Origin of the sequence: Pseudodesulfovibrio mercurii (assembly GCF_000189295.2) — a bacterium.
Taxonomy (GTDB): Bacteria; Desulfobacterota; Desulfovibrionia; order Desulfovibrionales; family Desulfovibrionaceae; genus Pseudodesulfovibrio; species Pseudodesulfovibrio mercurii.
Genome location: NC_016803.1, coordinates 1 through 20,371 on the forward strand (window position 1 = coordinate 1; position 20,371 = coordinate 20,371).

At 65.7% G+C, this 20,371-nt stretch carries 19 protein-coding genes; 6 read left to right on the top strand and 13 right to left on the bottom strand.

The features are described 5' to 3' along the window. Positions 1-124: 124 nt before the first annotated feature. The gene (gene dnaA, locus DND132_RS00005; protein WP_014320647.1) at positions 125-1,486 is read left to right on the top strand and encodes a chromosomal replication initiator protein DnaA; all 1,362 of its coding nucleotides are present in this window, start codon (positions 125-127) and stop codon (positions 1,484-1,486) included. Positions 1,487-2,044: 558 nt separating this feature from the next. Here dnaA and DND132_RS00010 read toward each other — a convergent pair. The 13 genes from DND132_RS00010 to DND132_RS00070 form a co-directional block, all read right to left on the bottom strand. After that, the gene (locus DND132_RS00010) at positions 2,045-2,473 is read right to left on the bottom strand and encodes an arsenate reductase ArsC (protein WP_014320648.1); all 429 of its coding nucleotides are present in this window, start codon (positions 2,471-2,473) and stop codon (positions 2,045-2,047) included. Between the two features lie 97 nt (positions 2,474-2,570). Further along, on the bottom strand, positions 2,571-4,151 hold the full coding sequence (locus tag DND132_RS00015; RefSeq protein ID WP_014320649.1) for a hydantoinase B/oxoprolinase family protein: 1,581 nt from the start codon (positions 4,149-4,151) through the stop codon (positions 2,571-2,573). Between the two features lie 45 nt (positions 4,152-4,196). Further along, the gene (gene tsaB, locus DND132_RS00020; RefSeq protein WP_014320650.1) at positions 4,197-4,991 is read right to left on the bottom strand and encodes a tRNA (adenosine(37)-N6)-threonylcarbamoyltransferase complex dimerization subunit type 1 TsaB; all 795 of its coding nucleotides are present in this window, start codon (positions 4,989-4,991) and stop codon (positions 4,197-4,199) included. Between the two features lie 10 nt (positions 4,992-5,001). Beyond that, positions 5,002-6,060 (bottom strand): RIP metalloprotease RseP, encoded by a 1,059-nt coding sequence (gene rseP, locus DND132_RS00025; RefSeq protein WP_014320651.1) that lies wholly within the window; start codon positions 6,058-6,060, stop codon positions 5,002-5,004. A 72-nt stretch (positions 6,061-6,132) separates the two neighbouring features. Further along, a complete protein-coding gene (gene dxr, locus DND132_RS00030; protein WP_014320652.1) occupies positions 6,133-7,335 on the bottom strand; it encodes a 1-deoxy-D-xylulose-5-phosphate reductoisomerase in 1,203 nt (400 codons plus the stop codon). Positions 7,336-7,349: 14 nt separating this feature from the next. Next, positions 7,350-8,159: a phosphatidate cytidylyltransferase gene (locus tag DND132_RS00035; protein ID WP_014320653.1), complete on the bottom strand. Its 810-nt coding sequence runs from the start codon at positions 8,157-8,159 to the stop codon at positions 7,350-7,352. 110 nt (positions 8,160-8,269) lie between these two features. Further along, positions 8,270-8,977 carry a polyprenyl diphosphate synthase gene (uppS, locus tag DND132_RS00040; RefSeq protein ID WP_014320654.1) on the bottom strand — a complete coding sequence of 236 codons (708 nt, stop codon included), beginning with the start codon at positions 8,975-8,977 and terminating at the stop codon, positions 8,270-8,272. Positions 8,978-8,996: 19 nt separating this feature from the next. Next, the gene (gene frr / locus DND132_RS00045) at positions 8,997-9,551 is read right to left on the bottom strand and encodes a ribosome recycling factor (protein ID WP_014320655.1); all 555 of its coding nucleotides are present in this window, start codon (positions 9,549-9,551) and stop codon (positions 8,997-8,999) included. A gap of 1 nt (position 9,552) precedes the next feature. Beyond that, positions 9,553-10,272: a UMP kinase gene (gene pyrH, locus DND132_RS00050; protein WP_014320656.1), complete on the bottom strand. Its 720-nt coding sequence runs from the start codon at positions 10,270-10,272 to the stop codon at positions 9,553-9,555. A gap of 114 nt (positions 10,273-10,386) precedes the next feature. Continuing rightward, entirely contained in the window at positions 10,387-11,196 is an 810-nt protein-coding gene (tsf, locus tag DND132_RS00055; RefSeq protein WP_014320657.1) for a translation elongation factor Ts, read from the bottom strand. Position 11,197: 1 nt separating this feature from the next. Next, positions 11,198-11,989: a 30S ribosomal protein S2 gene (gene rpsB, locus DND132_RS00060; protein WP_014320658.1), complete on the bottom strand. Its 792-nt coding sequence runs from the start codon at positions 11,987-11,989 to the stop codon at positions 11,198-11,200. Between the two features lie 182 nt (positions 11,990-12,171). Then, positions 12,172-13,278: an SPL family radical SAM protein gene (locus tag DND132_RS00065; RefSeq protein WP_014320659.1), complete on the bottom strand. Its 1,107-nt coding sequence runs from the start codon at positions 13,276-13,278 to the stop codon at positions 12,172-12,174. Beyond that, positions 13,271-14,233, bottom strand: a complete 963-nt coding sequence (locus DND132_RS00070) for a ParB N-terminal domain-containing protein (protein WP_014320660.1) — start codon at positions 14,231-14,233, stop codon at positions 13,271-13,273. Before DND132_RS00070 ends, DND132_RS00065 begins: the two co-directional genes overlap by 8 nt. Positions 14,234-14,497: 264 nt before the next feature. Between DND132_RS00070 and DND132_RS00075 the strand changes: the two genes are divergently transcribed. The 5 genes from DND132_RS00075 (at position 14,498) to DND132_RS00095 (ending at position 20,144) form a co-directional block, all read left to right on the top strand. Then, a complete protein-coding gene (locus DND132_RS00075) occupies positions 14,498-16,558 on the top strand; it encodes an elongation factor G (RefSeq protein ID WP_014320661.1) in 2,061 nt (686 codons plus the stop codon). A gap of 117 nt (positions 16,559-16,675) precedes the next feature. Beyond that, on the top strand, positions 16,676-17,398 hold the full coding sequence (locus DND132_RS00080) for a lysophospholipid acyltransferase family protein (protein WP_014320662.1): 723 nt from the start codon (positions 16,676-16,678) through the stop codon (positions 17,396-17,398). Positions 17,399-17,403: 5 nt separating this feature from the next. Then, a complete protein-coding gene (locus DND132_RS00085; RefSeq protein WP_014320663.1) occupies positions 17,404-19,059 on the top strand; it encodes a ribonuclease J in 1,656 nt (551 codons plus the stop codon). Between the two features lie 78 nt (positions 19,060-19,137). Then, positions 19,138-19,608, top strand: a complete 471-nt coding sequence (locus DND132_RS00090; RefSeq protein WP_014320664.1) for a lipoprotein — start codon at positions 19,138-19,140, stop codon at positions 19,606-19,608. A 68-nt stretch (positions 19,609-19,676) separates the two neighbouring features. After that, complete coding sequence (locus tag DND132_RS00095) at positions 19,677-20,144, top strand: hypothetical protein (RefSeq protein ID WP_014320665.1); 468 nt, start codon at positions 19,677-19,679, stop codon at positions 20,142-20,144. Positions 20,145-20,371: the final 227 nt, after the last annotated feature.

The window sequence follows — 20,371 nt, forward strand, 5'->3', positions numbered from 1 at the left end:
TATAAATTGATATATTACAGTGCGTTATCTGTTCAGTGCACTGTCGATAACCTGTCCCGTCCCCGGCCGTTTCATTGAATAACGCGAATTGTCCAATCCCTCCCGATACACTATCTCACACAACATGCTCGACACTGCCTGGAAGCAAATACTCTTCTCGCTCGAAAAGAGCCTCAACCCTGGTCTCTTCACTGTCTGGATCAAGCCCCTGCAAGGTCGCGTGGACGGTAACCGCCTGACCCTGACCGCGCCCAACGAGTTCGTGGCCAACTGGGTCCGCGACCGTCTGCTCCAGGTAATCCGCGAGTCCGCCGCCGAAGTCCTCGGCGCGGAGCCCCGCATCACCATCAACATCGGCGCGCGCGAACCGGCCGCAAAGGCGGCTGCCCCCGTGGGCAAAAAACAGGCCGTCGCGGCCCCGGCCCCGAGGCACATGGGATTGCCCCTGGGCCAGACCCTCAAGCCCGTGACGGTCTCCAACTGGCGGTTCTCCTTCGACGATTTCGTCGTCGGACCGTCCAACGAACTGGCCTGCGCGGCCAGCAAGTCCATCGGCTCCTCGGCCTTCAACTCCGACCACCTGTTCCTCAGCTCCGGACCGGGCCTGGGCAAGACCCACCTGCTCCAGTCCGTGGGCAACGAACTGTGCCGGACCGCCAACCGCAAGCACCTCAAGGTCGCCTGCCTGTCCTCCGAAGAGTTCGCCACCCGCTGGGTCCTGGCCTTCAAATCCGGACAGGTGGACCAGTTCAAGGCCCAGTTCCGCCAGGGCATCGATGTCCTGCTCCTCGAAGACGTCCACTTCTTCCAGGGCAAGGAAAAAATGCAGGAGGAACTGCTCTGCACCCTGACCGCCCTGCGCGAACGCGGCTGCAAGGTCGTCCTGACCAGCTCCTTCATGCCCAAGGAATTTTCCAAGGTCGATGACCGGCTCGTCTCCCGCTTCTGCTCCGGCTTCCTGGCCCACATCAACCGTCCGGACATGGAGACCCGCCGCCGCATCATCCTCGACAAGGCCCGGCGCATGCAAGTCGCCGTGCCCGGCGAGGTCTCCGAACTCCTGGCCGAACGGATCACCACCGATATCCGCCAGCTCGAAAGCTGCCTGAACAACCTGATCCTCAAGGCCCGCCTGCTCAACCGCGACGTGACCATGAACCTGGCCTGGGAAGTGCTCGAAAACTACGCCGTCCAGAACGCCTCCCCGGACTTCGCCCATATCATCCAGTTCATCTGCAAATGCTACGAGCTGTCCGAAGAGGAGTTGCGCTCCAAAAGCCGCAAGCGCGACGTGGTCCTGGCCCGCAACACCGCCTTTTACCTGGCCCGAAAACATACCGAACTGTCCCTCAAATCCATTGGTGAACGACTCGGACGAAAACACTCCACCGTGCTCAAAGGCATCACCAAGGTCGAACGGGAAATCTCCCTCCAGACCCCCCTGGGACGACAGATCGAAAATACCACCCAACGGCTTACACCCTAACAAAGCCCCCCGCATGTTCTCCCGGAGCCAACCCGCTCGGGCGCTCCAGGAGAATTTTTAAGGCCGGTCGCAAGATCGGCCTTCTTTTTTGCGTTGAGAGGGGTAGGGATGGGGAATGCCTCCGGCGGCCCCTTCGGGGGGACCAGAGAACCCTTTGGAAAGGGTTCTCTGGACTCTCCCAAACTTTTTGTGTGCCTTCGGCAGGGGCGTGCGGACGCGGGTTGGCGGAGGGGTGGGGGGAGGTTGGTTGCGGGGTATGTGCTGTTTGAGCGGGGGGATTGGCTGTACGCGGCCAGGCGGTGTCCCGAAGGGGTCGCGCCGGGCGTCCACGGGCCTCGGAGGGCCGTCCGGCGCGCCCCCTTCGGGACGGTTGCCCACGCCGCCTGGAAGGGCGGGGGACAAGTAAAGTCGTCAGGGCGGCGTGTCGGGACGAGGGAGAGGAAACTAGTTTTTTAAGTTATTCCGTCTCCCGCGAAGCGGCCCAAAGAGTTTGGGAGGGTGAGTGGGGGGATGGGGGGTCCAGGGGGGAAGGGGGGCGGAGGCGGCATCCCCCTGCGCCTACTCCTGGTCGTGTAGGAAGCGGATGACCTGGGTGCGGATGTCGTCGCGGATGGCGCGGGCGGCGGCGAGTTGGTCTTCGGTGGAGCCGGTGACGTATTCGGGGTCGGGGAAGGCCCAGTTGATGTGTACGGTCCGGCCGGCCAGGGGCGGCATGTCCCGGAGCACGTCCGGGCCGGAGGTGGTGATGACGTAGTGGTAGGGCGGGGTGTCTCGGAGCAGGTCGCGGACATTGGTGGCGACATTGTTGCGGAAGTCGAAGTCGGCCTCGCGCATGACCTCCCTGACCAGGGGGTCCACGGCGGTGGGTTCGGTCCCGGCGCTGCGGGCCTCGAACCGGCCCCGGCCGAGGCGTTGCAGGAAGGCTTCGGCCATCTGGCTGCGGCCGCTGTTGTGTCGGCAGACGAAGAGTACGCGTATGGGGTCCATGGAGCAGCTCCTTGTGGCAACTGCTCTAGCCTCGGCAGGTTACAGCCGTAGGGCGTTCCCATGACCGGAGTGTATCAACTTTCCGGTAACGGCGGCGTCAATCCGGATCGGGTTCGCCGAATCCGCCCCCGCCGGGAGTTTCCATGCGCACGCGGTCCCCGGCCCTGAGGGCGCGGTGGAACTTGCCGGGCTCGAGGCGGGTCTGGTTGCCGGAGACGACCATGTTGCGGCCGGGGGCGCCTGGTTCGCCGCCGTGCACGCCAAATGGGGCGCGGGTGCGTCGTTCGGACAGGACCGTGACCTCGGCGTCGGCCAGCAGTTCGATCTCGCGGACCAGGCCGTCGCCGCCGTGGTGTCGTCCCCGGCCGCCCGTGCCGCGCAGGATGGCGTATTCGCGGACGCGGAAGGGGTAGGCGTATTCCAGGGCCTCCACCGGGGTGTTCAGGGTGTTGGTCATGTGCGAGTGCACGGCGGACTCGCCGTCCCGGTCCGGGGACGCGCCCATGCCGCCCGCCAGGGTCTCGTAGTAGGCGAAGGGGCCGGAAGCGGTTTGACCGCCGATGGTCAGGTTGTTCATGGTCCCCTGGGAAGCGGCGGGCATGGACTCGGGCAGGGCCCGGGCCAGCGCGCCGAGGAGCACGTCCACCAGCCGCTGGGAGGTCTCCACGTTGCCTCCGGCCACGGCGGCCGGGAACTCGGCGTCCACCACCGAGCCGGGGCGGGTGATCACGTCCAGGGGGCGCATGCAGCCCGCGTTGGCCGGGATGTCCCGCGCGGCCAGGGCGCGGAAGACGTAGAGCACGGCGGACAGGGTGATGGCCCGGACCGCGTTGACCCCGCCGCGCACCTGGTCGTCGCTGGCCGAGAAGTCGAGGCGGGCGTGGTCGCCTTCCACGGTCATGGTCAGCCGAATGGCGATGTCGCGGGCTCCCTGGCCGTCGTCCTCGAGGACGTCCTCGAACCGGTAGGTCCCGTCAGGTATGGCGGCCACGGCCTGTCGGGTGATGCGCTCGGAGTAGTCCATGAGCGCGCGGGCGTAGTGGGCGCAGGTCGGGAGGCCGTATTTTTCAATGCATTCGGTCATGCGCCGGACCCCGGTGACGTTGGCCATGAACTGGGCCGAGAAGTCGCCCTCGCGCTCCAGGGGGGTGCGCACGTTGTTCAGGATGAGCCGCATGAGTTCGCGGTCCACCTCGCCATTGCGCACGATGCGCACGGGCGGGATGATCAGCCCCTCCTGGAACAGGGAGGTGGACAGGGGCATGGACCCGGAGGCCATGCCGCCCACGTCGGCGTGGTGGGCGCGGTTGGCCACGAAAAAGACCGGGTGGTCCGTGCCGGGGGCGAAGACCGGGGCCACGATGGTGATGTCCGGCAGGTGGGTGCCGCCCTTGAACGGGTCGTTGAGCATGACCATGTCGCCGGGGGCGAAGCCGCCGTTATCGGTCATGGCGGCCATGGCGGACTTCACGGACAGGGGCATGGAGCCGAGGTGCACCGGGATGTGCGCGGCCTGGGCGATCATGTCGCCGTGTTCGTCGAAGACCGCGCAGGACAGGTCGCGGCGTTCCTTGATGTTGGGCGAGAACGCGGTGTTGGTCAGGGTGACGCCCATCTCCTCGGCGATGGAGGAGAAGCGGTTCTTGAAGACTTCGAGGAGGACGGGATGGGTCTGCATGCCCGAACCTAGCCGCAAGGGGGCCGGTCTGGCAACCTCGCGGGGCTAGGCCCGGCGCAGGGCCTCGAGTTTGCGGCGGGCCTCGTCCGGGTCCAGGCCGCGCTGGGCCGCGATGTGGTCCAGGTCGGCCTCGGCGTCGGACGGGCGCACGTAGATGGGCTCGATGGAGTCGTGGGCGAAGGTCGCCCTGGCGGCCGTTTCCAGCAGGATCTCGGGCGCGGGGTTGTCGAAGGCCGCATTCAGCGGGACGTAGCCGGGGTTGGCCTGGGCCAGGTCGGCGAAAAACGCGGGATTCTTGCGCAGGGCCGAGCCCATGAGGTGCGCGTCCGGGCCGAATCCGGCCATGCGTTCCCCGGCCTGCTCCAGGGTCAGGGCGTCCAGGGGGGCGATCTCGGCCAGGTCCGGGCAGCGGAAGGACTGCATGTAGACCAGGCCGCGCCGGGCGTAGGTCAGGACGTGGAGCGGGCCGGTCAGCAGGGGACCGGGACCGGCGGCCAGGAGCGGCAGGTAGTCGAGCCCGGCCAGGGGCAGGGACAGCCCGGCGGCCACGCCCTCGGCCGCGGCCAGGACGAGGCGCAGGCCGGTGAAGCTGCCGGGGCCGCGCACGCAGGCGATGCGCGCCAGGTCCGCGACGTCCAGGCCGAACTCGTCGAGCAGACCGCGCAGGCCCGGAGCCAGGAAGCGCACGGTCTGGCCGGGCACGGTCCACTGGCGCGAGGCGAGCAGGGGCATGCCGGAGAGCGGCCCGTCGGGGCCGGGCTGGCCCAGGACGAGCTGGAGGCGCTCCTCGGGCCCGGACAGGACCAGGGTCAGGTCGTGCGGGCGGGTGGTCTTGGGCATGGCCACGGGGCTAGCCCAGGAGCCTGCGCACGTCGTTGAAGATGGCCAGCGACATGATCAGGAGCAGGATGAGCAGGCCCACGCGCATGGACATGGCCTTCCACCGTTCGTTGAGCGGCCTGCGGAAGACGATCTCCAGGGCGAAGAACAGGATGTGGCCGCCGTCCAGCACCGGGATGGGCAGGAGGTTGATGATCGCCAGGTTGATGGAGATGATCGCCATCATGCCGAGCAGGGCGAAGAGGCCGTTCTGGGCGGACTCGTGGACCATCTGGGCGAGCATGATCGGCCCGCCCACGGATTCCACCGGGATGAGCCGTTCGATGATGGACAGGAACCCTTTGACCACCACCTCGGACATGTACCAGGTCTGGCGCAGCGCGGGCCAGGCCCCGATGCCCTCGATGGGTTCGTAGCGCATCTGGCCGGACTGGTTGATGCCGACCATGGGCACGGTGACGTCCTTGCCGAACAGGTCCTTGAAGGTGTTCACCTGCGGGGTGACGGTCAGGGTCAGCTTCTCGCCCGCGCGGTCAACGGCCACCTGCAGGGGCTTGCCCTCGGCCGCGCGGATGATCTCGACCATCCGGGTCCAGGAGTTCACGGGCGCGCCGTCGATGGTCGTGATCATGTCGCCCTTGACGAATCCGGCGGCGGCGGCCGGGGAGTCGGGCAGGACCCCGCCCACCAGGGGCAGGACCACGCCCTGGCCCTGGGCCAACGCCAGGAACCAGTAGATCAGGAAGGCCAGCAGGAAATTGAAGAAGGGACCGGCGGCGACCACGCACAGACGCTGCCAGGCCGGGCGGTGGGAGAAGAGCTTGTCGTCGGGAAAGTCCGTCTCCTCCTCGCCCTGTTCGCCCGCCAGGGCCACGTAGCCGCCCAGCGGAATCCAGGAGATCTTGTAGTCGGTCTTGCCCGAGGTGAAGCCGACCATCTTGGGCCCGAAGCCCAGCGAGAACGCCTTGACCCCCATGCCGAAGATCCGGGCCACGACGAAATGCCCCAGTTCGTGGAAGAAGATAAGTCCGCCCAGTACCAGGACAATGGCGATGGTGCTCGTGATCATGTATTCCTCATGTGCCGCGTTGATGAAAAAGGCGTGCGGCTCGGATAACTATAACCATTCTCGGCCGGTTGGCTAGAGGCGGGCCTCGGTTTCCCGCCGGACCTCCCGGTCCAGGGCCAGGACCGCCTCGGGCGTGGATACGTCCACAGGGGCGTGGCGGTCAAGTCCGGCCTCGATCATGGCCGGGATGTCGGTGAAGCCGATGCGCTCGTGGAGGAAGGCGTCCACGGCGATTTCGTTGATCGCGTTGAGCACGATGGGGTGGCTCGGCCCGGCGTCGAAGGCCTCGCGGGCCAGCCGCAGGCAGGGGAAGGCGTCGAGGTCCGGCGCCTCGAAGGTCAGGCGGCCCACCTCGGCCAGCCGGAGCCGGGGCACGTCCACGGTGACCCGCTCGGGAAAGCACAGGCAGTGGGCGATGGGCACCTGCATGTCCGGGGTGCCCATGTGGGCCAGTTGCGAGCCGTCCACGTACTCCACCAGGGAGTGGACGATGGACTGGGGATGGACGACCACGTCCACCCGGTCCGGGGGCAGGCCGTAGAGATGGCAGGCCTCGATCAGTTCCAGCCCCTTGTTCAGCAGGGTGGCCGAATCCACGGAAATCTTGGCGCCCATGCTCCAGTTGGGATGGGCCAGGGCCTGCTCGCGGGTGACGGTTTCAAGGAATGCCCGGTCCTTTCCCCGGAACGGGCCGCCCGAAGCGGTCAGGATGAGGCGCGCGATCTCCTCGTCCCGGCCGTGCCCGGCCAGCCCCTGGAACAGGGCGTTGTGCTCGGAGTCCACGGGCAGGATCACGGCCCCGGACGCCCGGCAGGCGGCGCGGATGAGGTGGCCGCCCAGGACCAGGGACTCCTTGTTGGCCAGGCCGATCATCTTGCCGGCGCGGGCGGCGGCCAGGGTGGGCGCGAACCCGGCGGCCCCCACGATGGCGGACAGGATCAGGTCCGCCTCGTCCAGGGCGGCCAGGCGATCAAAGGCCTCGGGGCCGACCAGGAGTTCCGGGGCGTAGTCGCCCGGCAGGTTGTCGAGAAATTCGGTGCGCGCCGCGTCGTCGAGCACGGCGGCGTATTGCGGCCGGAACCGGGCGCACAGGGCGGCCAGCTTGCGGCCGTTGCGCCCGCCCGCAAGGGCCGTGACCGTGAACCGCTCCGGGTGTCCGGCGACGACCTTGAGGGCCGAGTCGCCGATGGAGCCGGTGGCCCCGAGGATGACCAGTCTGCGCGGGAAGGGCGGGCTCGGCACCGTGGCGGGCCAGGCGGAGATGTAGGTCTTCATGGGCTTGGCGCGCCTTAGGGGAAATAGGGCTGGAACATGGAGATCAGCCCGTAGCAGGGGATGACCAGGAGCAGGCTGTCCACCCGGTCGAGCAGGCCGCCGTGGCCGGGCAGGATGGTCCCGGAGTCCTTGATGTCCAGGGAGCGCTTGAGGGCGGACTCGAAGAAGTCGCCGAGCTGGGCGGCCACGTTCAGGGCCGCGCCCAGGAGCAGCCACTTCCACCAGACCGTCTCGGGCAGGCCGAAGGCGAGGCCCCAGGCGAAGGTGGCGGCCATGCAGGCGGTCAGCCCGCCGATGGACCCGGCCCAGGACTTCTTGGGGCTGATGCGCGGCCATATCTTGCGCTTGCCGAGCCATGTGCCCACGTAGAAGGCGGCGGTGTCGGAGATGACCGCCGCGCCCAGGACGAGCAGCAGCTCCAGGCGGTCGAAGAACAGCAGGAAATGGAAATTCATGGGGATGTAGAACAACCCGGCCAGGAAAATGGCCGCGTGGCGGTAGGACGTGGCCACGTCCCTGTTGTAGCGCAGCAGGAAGACCAGGGCCGAGGCCCAGAAGGCCAGGGCCAGGATGACGCCGGGGTAGCGGGCGTCGCCCGTGGTGTAGGCCCCCATGAGCAGGAAGGTCACGGCCGCGCCCAGGGACTTGAAGGCGGTCATGGACTGCCCGGGCCGGAACATGGAGTAGAACTCCCACAGGGTCAGGACGCTGAACAGGGCGAGAACCGCGAACAGGACCCACCCCTGAAAGATCAGGGCCAGGGTCGGGAGGATGGCCAGGACGGCGCTGGTGGCGATTCGTTGCTTATGCGGGGAGATATCCATGTTGATCACAGCGGTTGATGGTGACTTGGGTGGCCGTATGAATCCATTTTCTCTACGCTATTTGCCGGGCGGGGGCAACACGCCGGGCCGGGGAAAGCGCGTCGGACGGGCTATGCGCCGTCCACCTGTTCGCCGGTTTTGCCGAAGCGGCGCTGGCGGCCGTTCAGGTCCGCGATGGCCTTGTCCAGCTCCGCCGGGGAGAAGTCCGGCCAGTAGATGTCCGTGAAGTAGAATTCGGAATAGGCGCACTGGAACAGGAGATAGTTGGACAGCCGCAGCTCGCCGCTGGTGCGGATGACCAGGTCCGGGTCGGGCTGGCCCGCGGTCCACAGCTCGGCCGCGAAGGTCTCCTCGGTGACGGCCTCGGGCGGCACGCCCTTGGCGACCAGGGCCCTGGCCGCGCGGACGATCTCCTCCCGGCCCGAGTAGTTCAGGGCCAGGTTGAGGGTCATGTCCGTGCATCCGGCGGTCTGGCGCATGACGTGCCTGAGCACCTGGCGCACGGCCAGGGGCATGTCGTCGATCTCGCCCAGGATGTTCAGGCGGATGCCCTGTTCCTTGAGGCTCTTTTCCTCGCGCTTGAGAAAGGTGGTCAGCAGGTCGAACAGGGTCCGAACCTCGTCCTTGGGCCGTGACCAGTTCTCCTTGGAGAAGGTGTACAGGGTGAGATGGCGGACGCCGAGTTCGCGGCAGCGGGTGACCACGGCGCGGGCCGCTTCGGTCCCGGCCCGATGGCCGTCGGATCGTTGCAGCCCGCGCTGTTTGGCCCACCTGCCGTTGCCGTCCATGATGACGGCTATGTGGGTGGGAATTTGCATGGTGCTCAAGGAGTGCATCCTAGATTTCGAGAATCTCTTTTTCCTTGGCGGCCATGACCTCGTCGGCCTTCTTGACGTAGTCGTCGGTCATCTTCTGGACGTCGGCCTCGCTGCGGCGCTGATCGTCCTCGGAGATTTCCTTGTCCTTCTCCATCTTCTTGAGCGCGTCGTTCATGTCGCGGCGCACGTTGCGGATGGCGATCTTGGCGTCCTCGGTGTACTTCTTGGCGACCTTGACCAGCTCCTTGCGGCGCTCCTCGGTCAGCGGCGGGATGGAGATGCGGATGATCTTGCCGTCGTTGACCGGGTTCAGGCCCAGGTCCGAGGTCTGGATGGCCTTCTCCACCGAACCGAACGCGCCCTTGTCCCAGGGCTGGATGGTGATGGTCTTGGAGTCGGGCACGGACACGGAGGAGAGCTGGCTGATGGGCGTGGGCGTGCCGTAGTAGTCCACCAGGATGGAGTCCACCAGGGCGGTGGTGGCGCGGCCCGTGCGCAGCTTGGAGAAATCCTTGTCCAGGGCGGTGATGGCCCCGCTCATGCGTTTCTTGCCGTCGTCGAGTACGGTTTTCATATTAGTCTCCTTGAACAGTCGTTCCGATGTTTTCGCCGTTGGCGGCTCTGCGGATGTTGCCTTCCTTGTACAGGTTGAAGACGATGATCGGCAGGTTGTTGTCCCTGGCCATGGAGATGGCGGTGGAGTCCATGACGCCGAGGCGTTTTTCCAGGGTTTCCATGTACGAGACCGTGTCGAACTTGACCGCGTCGGGATACTTGAGCGGGTCCTTGTCGTACACGCCGTCCACCTTGGTGGCCTTGAAGATGGCGTCGCACTTGAGCTCGAGCGCGCGCAGGGCGGCGGCCGAGTCGGTGGTGAAGTAGGGGTTGCCGGTACCGGCGGCGCAGATGACCACGCGGCCCTTGTCCATGTGCCGCAGGGCCCGGCGGCGGATGTACGGCTCGGCCACGTCGGCCATGGACAGGGCGGTCATGACCCGGGTGTCGCAGCCGTTCTTTTCGAGCGCGTCCTGGACGGCCAGGGCGTTCATGACCGTGGCCAGCATGCCCATGTAGTCGCCCTGGGCGCGGTCCATGCCCTTGGCGGAGGCGGCCATGCCCCGGAAAATGTTGCCGCCGCCGATGACGAGCGCCATCTGCAGGCCGGTGGCGGCCACCTCGGCGATCTCCTTGGCGAACTGGCCGATGGCCTCCGGGTGGATGCCGAACTGCTGCTCCCCGGCCAGGGCCTCGCCGCTTAATTTCAACAAAATCCGCGAATAACGCGTCTTGGTCATGGATACCCCTGCGTGTATGATTGTTGCGTCACGAACTCGCCCCAAGGCGATAGCATGTTTTCCGGACAAAAAAAACGGGCCGTGAGGCCCGTTTTCATTTTTTCGGCAGTTCGGTTACTCGGCCTTTTCACCGAGAGCCAGGCGATGGAAGCTGGCCACGGTGCCGCCCTTGAGGATCTGCTTGATGGTCTGCTTGTCGTCCTTGATGAAGGCCTGCTCGATCAGGCAGACGTCCTTGTAGAACTTGTTCAGCCGACCCATGACGATCTTCTCGGCGATGGCTTCGGGCTTGCCCTCGTCCATGGCCTGCTTGAGGTACAGCTCCTTCTCCTTGGCCAGGGTCTCGGCGGGCAGCTCGTCGGGGGAGATGCAGGCCGGGTTCATGGCGGCCACGTGCATGGCCACGTCCTTGGCGATCTCGGCGTCGTCGGTGCCCTTGAGCTCCACGATGACGCCCAGCTTGTTGTTGGAGTGGATGTACACGCCGATGACGCCGTCGGTGACGATCTTGGCGAAGCGGCCCACGCCCATGTTCTCGCCCAGCTTGGCGATCAGGTCGGTCACGTCGGCGACCTCCTTGGGCAGGTCTTCGGCGGTGCCGGTGGTCACGTCCAGCGCGGCGATCTTGCCGGGCAGGGCGGCGGCGAAGGCCTGGAAGTCGTCACCCTTGGCGACGAAGTCGGTCTCGCAGAGAAGCTCGGCGATGACGGCGGTCTTGCCGTCCTCGGAGACGTAGGGGGTGACCAGACCCTCGGAGGTGGCGCGTCCGGCCTTCTTGGCGGCCTTGGACAGCCCCTTCTCGCGAAGGTACATGACGGCCTTTTCCTCGTCCCCTCCGGACTCGCTGAGGGCCTTCTTGCAATCCATCATGCCCGCGCCGGTTTTCTCGCGCAGGGCCTTCACTTGTGCGGCGGTGATCGACATATTATTTCTCCTCGGCAGCGGCCTCGGCCACCTCTTCGGTTGCGGTTTGCTCGACGGGAGCTTCTTCCTTGGCCGCAGCGGCAGCCTTGGCTTCGGCCTTGTAGTCCTTCTGCATGGCGCCGCCCTCGAGGCAGGCGTCGGCCATGTGGGTGGCGAACAGCTTGATGGCGCGGATGGCGTCGTCGTTGCCCGGGATGATGTAGTCCACCATGTCCGGGTCGCAGTTGGAGTCGACCACGGCCACGACCGGGATGCCGAGCTTGCGGCATTCCTGGATGGCGATCTGCTCGCGCTTGGGATCGATGACGAAAACGGCCTGCGGGGCCTCGGTCATGTCCTTGATGCCGCCGAGCGCCAGGTTGAGCTTCTTGACCTCGCGGTTCATGCCCACGGCTTCCTTCTTGGTGTAGCGGGAGATGGAGCCGTCCTCGAACATCTGCTCGAGGGACTTGAGGCGGTCGATGGACTTCTTGATGGTCTGGAAGTTGGTCAGGGTGCCGCCCATCCAGCGGTGGGTGACGTAGTACATGCCGGAACGCTCGGCCTCGGCCTTGACGGATTCCTGGGCCTGGCGCTTGGTGCCGATGAACAGGACCTTGCCGCCCTTGGCCACGGTGTCGACGATGAAGTCATGGGCGGTGGCAAACATCTTGACGGTCTGCTGCAGGTCCATGATGTGGATGCCGTTGCGGGCGCCGAAGATGTACGGGCGCATTTTGGGGTTCCAACGGCGGGTCTGGTGGCCGAAGTGGACGCCGGTCTCCAGCATCTGCTTCATGGTAACGTAAGCCATAATGATCTCCTGGGTTTTTCGTCCATCCCGCGGTCCATTAAGGAGCCCGTGCCATCACGGACCACCCGGAGTTATGGGCGGGATGTGTGAATTTAAAGTCGGGGGTACTTAACGCATGATCGCCGGGTTGGCAAGGGGGAAATTGCGGTTTTTACCCGGTTCGCCACGGTCGCCGGGGGGCGTCACCCGCCGAACGCCCGGTTCATGAGCCGTTTGCCCAGGCCGCCGAAGTCCGGGGGCGCGTAGCCGAAGACCTCCTTCCAGACCTGGGTGGACTCCATGCAGAAGTAGAGCTGCTCCTCCATGCCGTGGGCGCGCAACCGGTCGACCATGAACTTGAACTGCTCCACGCGCAGGGGGCGGAGCAGGCGCGCCTTGCCGTCCAGGCCGGGCACGAACTCATTATAAATGTAGGTGGTCTCCGGGAAGCGGTCCTCGATGATCGGGGTCAGCTGGGGCATGCAGCGGAAGGAGCCGAGGGACATGTAGGCGATCTGCTCGGGCCGCACGTAGTCGAAGATGCGGTCGATGATCTCGCCGTACCCCTCGCGCCAGCCCTCGAAGCGGATGATCGGATCGAAGTGCAGGCAGACCTTGAAGCCCGCCTCGGCGCAGGTCCTGGCCGCCTCCAGGCGCTCGGTCAGCGTGGACACGCCGAACTCCTCGTGCTCGTTGATGAACGGGGCGTTCAGGGACCAGGCGGGCAGGACGCGGTCCGTGCGCGTGGTCCCGTCCATCCAGGACAGGTCCACCACCTTGGACTTCAGCTCCAGGACCACGTTGTCGTAGTCCTCCAGGAAATGGACCAGGTCGCGGCTGTAGCCGGTCAGGTGCTCCAGGGCCAGGGAGTCGGTGAACTCGCCCGTGCCCACCCGGAAGCGGGTCTCGCGGTCCGCGCCGAAGCCGTCGGCCAGCTCGCGGAACAGGTCGTCCTGGTTGGCCCAGACCTTGAGCACCCGGTCCTGGAAATAGGCCTGGAGGATGCAGTAGGAGCAGGCCATGGGGCAGTTCTCGCCGATGTGGATGATGCGGTAGCCGCAGCAGTGGTAGGCGCGGGTGCCGGGGCAGAAGCGCAGGAACCGCCCCTTGTACTCCTTGAGGTACACGGCCTGGGTTTCGCCCCGGTCGAAGACCACGCGGTCCTGATCGGGCGGGACCACGGTCCAGGGGACGTCCAGACCGCCCTCGGCCAGCCGCTCGCGCACCCGGCGGGCCACGGGGGTATCGGTCATGGATTCGTCCACGAAGACGTGGCCGATCCTGCGCAGGTGGGCGGGCAGGCTAGTCATTGTCGCCCTCCGGACGGAACACGGTCTCCCAGGCCGGGGCGTCGGCCATGGCGCGCAGGCTCTCGACGGCTTGGGCGAGGCCGTCCCGGTCCTTGACGCGCACGGACAGCTCGGCCCCGTCGGTCTCGAAATTGTCGGGCTGGACGACCCGCCAGGGGGTCCCGGCGGTCACGGTCCGGGCCGCCGCGTCGAAGCGGTCGCGCAGCCGGGTCAGCTCGGGATGGCGCGCCTGCCGGGCCGCGGCGCACAGCCGGGCGATGGCGTCCTTGGGCGACAGCCCCTGGTCGAGGATCGCGTCCATGCCCGCCCCGGCCATGACCTCGGCCACGGGGGTTCCGGCCACTCGGGCCGCCTCGTACAGCCAGGTCAACACGTTGACCGCGTTGGACCTGGACCAGGTCATGCCGGTGAAGAGCGGCCGCAGGGGGTCGCGGTCGGCCTCGTCCAGGCGCGCCAGGACCGTGCCCACGGCCAGGGGAACCGCGCCCCGGCCGAGCAGTTCACGCCAGGGGGCGGGCAGGGTGAGCCAGTCCAGGAGCAGCCGGGCGTCCTTGGACTTGGGCCGGACCCCGAGCCGGGGCAGGACGTCCGTCTCCAGGCGGTCCCTGTCCAGGAGCGGGGCGAAGTATTGCAGGGCCCGGAAGCGCATGGCGTCGTCCGGTTCGCGGTGGGCGTTGTCCGCCAGGTAGAGCAGCCCCAGGGAAACGGGGTCCGCGCCCTCCACCCGACGGGCCAGGACCGGCCTGCCGAGCCCGGCCAGCACGGCCAGTCGCGCGGCCCCGGCGGCGAGCTCCGGGCCGTGGTCGCCCTCGAAGACCAGCACCGGTGCGGACTGACCCCATTCCTCGATGGATTTCGCCAGTGATTCCGAAATGGTGCCGGACCAGAACAGGTGGTCGCCGTGGGCGCGTATGGCCCCTGCCGGGGCCGTGAAAATCTCGCTGGTGAGCTGCAATGCGGACTCCTGGAAGTTTCTCTCAATGTCGCTTCAACAGATTGATATTGTTTGCGAAAGAGGGTATTTTAAGGTGAAGCTTGTAAAAAAGCTACGGTATTTCAACTAATTGGAATAAAGTTGAAGAGTGCCCGGCGACTTGACATTCTCGCGTTGGTCTTCCTATAGGACTAAACCCGTTAAAAACCAAGTGCTGTGCTTTTCGCGGGGTGAAACGGCTCCGCGATGCCGATAAGGACAACCAGAAACGATGTGGAGTGAAGTATGCCTGACCTCAAGACCCAAAGAACGTATGCACTCGTCGGTCACGGCGGTAGCGGCAAGACCACCGTCGCCGAGATGCTGCTTTTCAACGCGGGAGTTGTAAACCGCCTCGGCAAAGTCGAAGAGGGGAGCACCGTCCTCGACTTCGAGCCCGAGGAAATCAAGCGTCGCGGTTCGATTCAGCCCGGTTTCGCCAGCTTCAAGTGGAACAAGAACGACCACTTTCTCATCGACACCCCCGGCGACTCCAACTTCGCCGGAGATCTCTCCTACTCCCTCACCGCCGCCGACGGCGTGGTCATGGTCATCGACGCCGTGGACGGCGTCAAGCCGCTGACCCGCAAGGTTTGGGGCCTGGTTCAGGACATGGGCCTTCCGTCCATGATCGTCATCAACAAGATGGACCGTGACCGGGCCGACTTCGACATGGCCTTCCACGGCATCTCCGAGGCCCTGGGCGCGCGTCCGGTCCTGCTGTACTATCCCATCGGCTCCAAGGAGAATTTCAAGGGCGTGGTGGACATGATGTCCGGCAAGGCCCTGATGTTCGGCGCGGACGGCGCGGTCACCGAGGGCGAGGTCCCCGGCGACATCGCCGACGAGGTCGAGACCATCCGCGAGACCATGATCGAGAACATCGCCGAGAGCGATGAGGAGCTCATGGAGAAATATTTCGAGGAGGGCGAACTCGCCCCCGAGGACATCACCAAGGGCCTTCAGGCGGGCGTCGCGTCCGGCGAGCTGGTCCCGGTGGTGGTGGCCGCGGCCCTCAACTGCCAGGGCGGCCAGATGATCCTGGACACCGTCCAGAACCTGCTGCCCTCTCCCCTGGACCACAAGCCGTGGATCGGCGAGGACGGCGGCGAACTGCCGAGCTCCCCGGACGAGCCCATGGCCTGCTTCGTCTTCAAGACCCAGGCCGACCCCTTCGCGGGCCAGCTGACCGTGGTCCGCGTGCTGGCCGGCCAGCTCTCCCCCGACTCCCAGCTGGTCAACACCGTCAACGGCGAGAAGGAGCGCGTGGGCCAGCTGCTGGTCATGAACGGCAAGGAGCAGGCCCCGGTCAAGACCCCCATGGGTCCGGGCGCCATCGTCACCCTGGCCAAGCTCAAGAACACCCACACCGGCGACACCCTGGTGGAGAAGGGCGAGTTCAAGCTGGCCAAGCCCGTCGTGGCCCCGCAGCTGATCACCTTCGCCCTGGCCCCCGAGGTCAAGGGTGATGAGGACAAGGTCTACGCCGCCGTGGCCAAGCTGCTCGAGGAGGACATCACCCTGACGCTCGGCCGCGACGAGGAGTCCGCAGACATCCTGCTCTCGGGCATGGGCCAGAACCACATCGAGATCTCGGTCGAAAAGGCCAAGCGCCGCTACAAGACCGCCATCCTGCTCAAGACCCCCAAGGTCCCGTACCGCGAAACCTTCAAGACCGGCGCCCGCGAAATCCAGGGCCGCCACAAGAAGCAGTCCGGCGGCCGCGGCCAGTTCGGCGACTGCTGGATTCACGTGGCCCCCAGGGCTTCGGGCGAAGGCTATGAGTTCGTGGATCAGATCGTGGGCGGCTCCATCCCGCGCCAGTTCATCCCGGCCGTGGACAAGGGCGTCCAGGAGACCGCCGCGCGCGGCGTGCTCGCCGGGTTCCCGGTCATCGACTTCCAGGTGACCCTGTACGACGGCAGCTACCACAACGTGGACTCCTCGGAAATGGCCTTCAAGGTGGCCGGTTCCCTGGCCTTCAAGAAGGCCTGCGAAAAGGCCAAGATGGCCCTGCTCGAACCGATCATGCTGGTCACCGTGGCCGTGCCCGACTCGTTCATGGGCGACGTCATCGGCGACCTGTCGTCGCGGCGGGGCAAGGTGCTGGGCTCCGACTCCCAGGCGGGCATAACCGAGGTCAAGGCCAACGTGCCCATGGCCGAGATGCTGCGCTACGCCCCGGACCTCAACTCCATGACCGGCGGCCAGGGCACCTTCTTCATGGAGTTCGCCGCCTACGAGGAATGCCCGCCCCAGGAGACCGAAAAGGTCATCGCGGCCCACAAGAAGGCCACCGAAGAGTAGTTTCGGCCCGCAACACGAATCAAAAGGCGACGGCTTGGTCCGTCGCCTTTTTTTTGTCATTGTTTCATGCAGTCTTTTGGTTTACTTACACGGGAGTTTGCTCAACAAGGACGGACCATGTTTCGACGATTGTTCTTCATCATCCTGCTCGTGCCGGTAACCATCTGGTATTCCCTGAAGATGCTCAAGGTGGACCGGGAAACCGCCACGCCCGAGGAATACGACCGCTGGGGGCTGGCTTGGGGCGCGGCCGCCGTGAAGCTGTCCGGCATCCGCATCGAGGCGGACCTGGGCGAGGCCGACCCCGAGGGCCACTACGTGTTCATCGGCAACCACCAGTCCAACCTGGACATCCCGGTCCTGTTCAAGGTCCTCAGGGGCAACCGCATCCGCTTTGTGGCCAAGAAGTCCCTGTTCGAGATTCCCATCTACGGCAAGGCCCTGGCCCACGCCGGGCACATCTGCATCGACCGCGAGAACAGGCGGGCGGCCATGCAGTCCCTGAACGACGCCGTTGAGGTCGCCAAGGGCGGCATCTCCCCGGTCATCTTTCCCGAGGGCACGCGCAACATGGACCTGAGCCACCTGATGGACTTCAAGATCGGGGCCATGATCCTGGCCCTCAAGGCCGGGCTGCCCGTGGTTCCGTTCGTCATGACCAACACCGGCCGGGTCATGGGCAAGGGCCAGTTCTTCATCGACAACCGGCCCGTGGTCCGGTTCAAGGCCCTGCCGATCATCGACCCGTCCCGGTACAACCTGAAACAGCGCGAGCAGTTCAAGGAAGACCTGTACGCCATGATGAACACGGCCTACCAGGAACTGCTGGCAAAGGGGTAGACGCGATGGCCGGAACGTCCTTCACCCTCTACCCGCTGGGCGGGCTCGGCGAGATCGGCATGAACTGCATGCTCTACCGGACCGAGAAATCCCTGGTCATGGTGGACTGCGGGCTCATGTTCCCGGAAGACTACCACTTCGGCGTGGACGTGGTCATTCCCTGCTTCGACTACGTGCTGCGCAACAAGCGCCAGCTCAACGGCATCGTCCTGACCCACGGGCACGAGGACCACATCGGCGCGCTGCCCTGGCTCCTGCAGAACGTGGACGTGCCGGTCTACGGCTCGGAGTTCACCCTCGGCCTGGTGGAGAACAAGCTCAAGGAGCACGACCTGGACCGCTGGGCCGACCTGCGGCCCGTGCGTCCCTACGACCGCCTCCTGCTCGGCGACTTCCGCTTCAATTTCTTCCCGGTCTGCCACTCCATCATCGAGGGGTTCGGCCTGGGCATCGAGACCCCGGCGGGCCGGGTGGTCCACACCGGCGACTTCAAGATCGACCGCAACCCCCTCGGCGGCCACGCCACGGACCTGGCCGCGTTCCGCAAGTTTTCGGACGAGGGCGTGCGCCTCATGCTCTCGGACTCCACCAACATCGGCAACGAGGGGTTCGCCCTGACCGAGCGCGAGATCAAGGTCTCCCTGCGCGAGATATTCAACACGGCCAAGGGGCGCATCCTGGTCTCCCTCTTTTCGAGCCACATCCAGCGCATCCAGGAAATTTTCGACCTGGCCGACGCCGAAGGGCGCAAGGTGGCCGTGTCCGGCAAGTCCCTGCACCGCAACATCGAGCTGGCCCTGGAGCAGGGCCATCTCAAGGTGCCCAAGGGCACGTTCATCGAGCTGGACGCCCTGGACGAATACGGCGATTCCCAACTGGTCCTGCTGGTCACCGGAAGCCAGGGCGAACCCCTGGCGGCCCTGTCGCGCATCGCCATGGGCGAGCACCGGCAGCTGTCTGTGCGGCCCGACGACCTGTTCATCCTCTCCTCGCGGTTCATTCCCGGCAACGTCAAGGCCATCAACCGGGTCATCAACAACCTCTACCGCCTCGGGGCCGAGGTCCTGTACGAGAAGATGCACGGCATCCACGCCTCGGGCCACGCCCATGCGGGCGAACTGACCCTCATGCTCCAGACCGTGCGGCCCGAATATTTCATCCCCGTGCACGGCGAGTACCGCCACCTGGTCAAGCACCGGCGGCTGGCCATCGACTGCGGCGTGGACGAGGACAAGGCCATGGTGGTGGAGAACGGCCAGCCCGTGACCTTTTTCGAGGACGGGTCCGTGGAGATGATGCCGCGCATCGCGGCGGACAAGATCCTGGTGGACGGCAAGGGCGTGGGCGACGTGGGCCAGAGCGTGCTCAAGGAGCGCCAGCTGCTGGCGGGCGAGGGCATGGTCATCGTGGTCCTGGTGGTGGACGAAGCCTCGGGCGAAATCTCCATGGGCCCGGACATCATGAGCAAGGGGTTCGTCTTCGAGCAGCAGTACATGCACCTGCTGGACGACGCCAAGTGCATCGTTCTGGACGTGCACGAGAACATCGCGCCCGGCGACACGGCCAAGCTCAAGGAACGCATCCGCTCGGCCCTGCGCCGCTTCTTCCGCAAGGTGCTCGGCCGCGACCCGGTGGTCGTGCCCCTGGTCATTTCCATCTAGCGTCTGGACTTCGCCCCGATGTTGGGCTAGATAGTCCAATAAACCGAAAGAGATGCTTTTTCCGAGAGGATACGCGACATGAAACGAATTCTGCTTGCAGCGGCCATGACGGCCATGATTTCCCTGCTCGCCGCCTGCGGCGCGCAGAAAAACGACCTCGACACGGGATGGGCCATGGTCAAGCAGGGCGACTGCGCCGGCGCCCAGCCCTATCTGGAGAGCACCATCGCCCAGCCCGACAGCGCCATGGACCTGGCCTACGCCTACTTCCTCAAGGCCCGTTGCGCCGAGGATGCGTCCGACTACGCGGCCGCCTACGAGAACTACTACGCGGCCAAGGTCGTGGCCTGCTACGTGGTCAGCCACGACACGCACGTGAACCTGAACACCTACGCCCGCAGCGACTACTGCCAGCGGATCATCCCGGCCAAGCTCGAAGCCCTGTCGGCCAAGATCAACGACCCGGCCGGCGTTGAGCACATCGAGGGCAAGGTCAACGGCATTCTCCGGGCCGACTACCTCAAGCGATTCGACAAGCGCCTGAACTAGCATATCCGAACGCCCCGCCCAGCGGGGCGTTTTTCGTGGCGCATCCTTTCAAACCATGGGAGGGCGACATGGCGTTGGCGGACTACACGGCGAGCGTTGATCACCTGCAGAAGGCCTTGGGCAGGGCGTTCGCCGCCGAGCCCTGGCTGCTGAACCTGCCGGGCCGCTCCGTGGCCTGCAAGATCGACCAGTTCTACTACCTGGCGGTCATGCCCGGCTTCCTCGAAACCCTCGGCCGACTGGGCGGCATGTTCCCGGACCAGGTCCTCGAAACCCTGGTCAAAACCGGCAACCTCATCACCAAATCCCCGGAACGCGACCCGCTCATCCCCCTGACCGTCAGCTGGACCGGCCGCGCCGTGACCCTGACCGGCGCCTTCGTCGACGCCGACTTCATCGACCGCGCCGTCAAGACCTACGGCGGCCTCGGCACCATCCTCAACGTCTCGGACCTCAAGATCTCCGCCGCCGACCGCCCCCGCATCGAATCCCTGTTCCAGGACAAAACCCCGCCCCAGGGGTTGGCGTACTTTTAGCGCCTCCGGCGGCCGGGGGAAGGGGAGAAGGGGACCCTTTTCTCAAAGGGTCCCCTTCTCCCCTTCCCCCGGACCCCCATCCCCTCATCCTTCCTAAACTTTTTATGCCGCTTCGCGGGGCGGATAACAGGCGAACCTCCTCTGAAGCGGTTTTGGGGCGTAGCCTCAAACAGCGGCTTTCGCATTTCACAATGTTCCGCCCGAAGGCCTTCTTTCTTCGTCCGTCA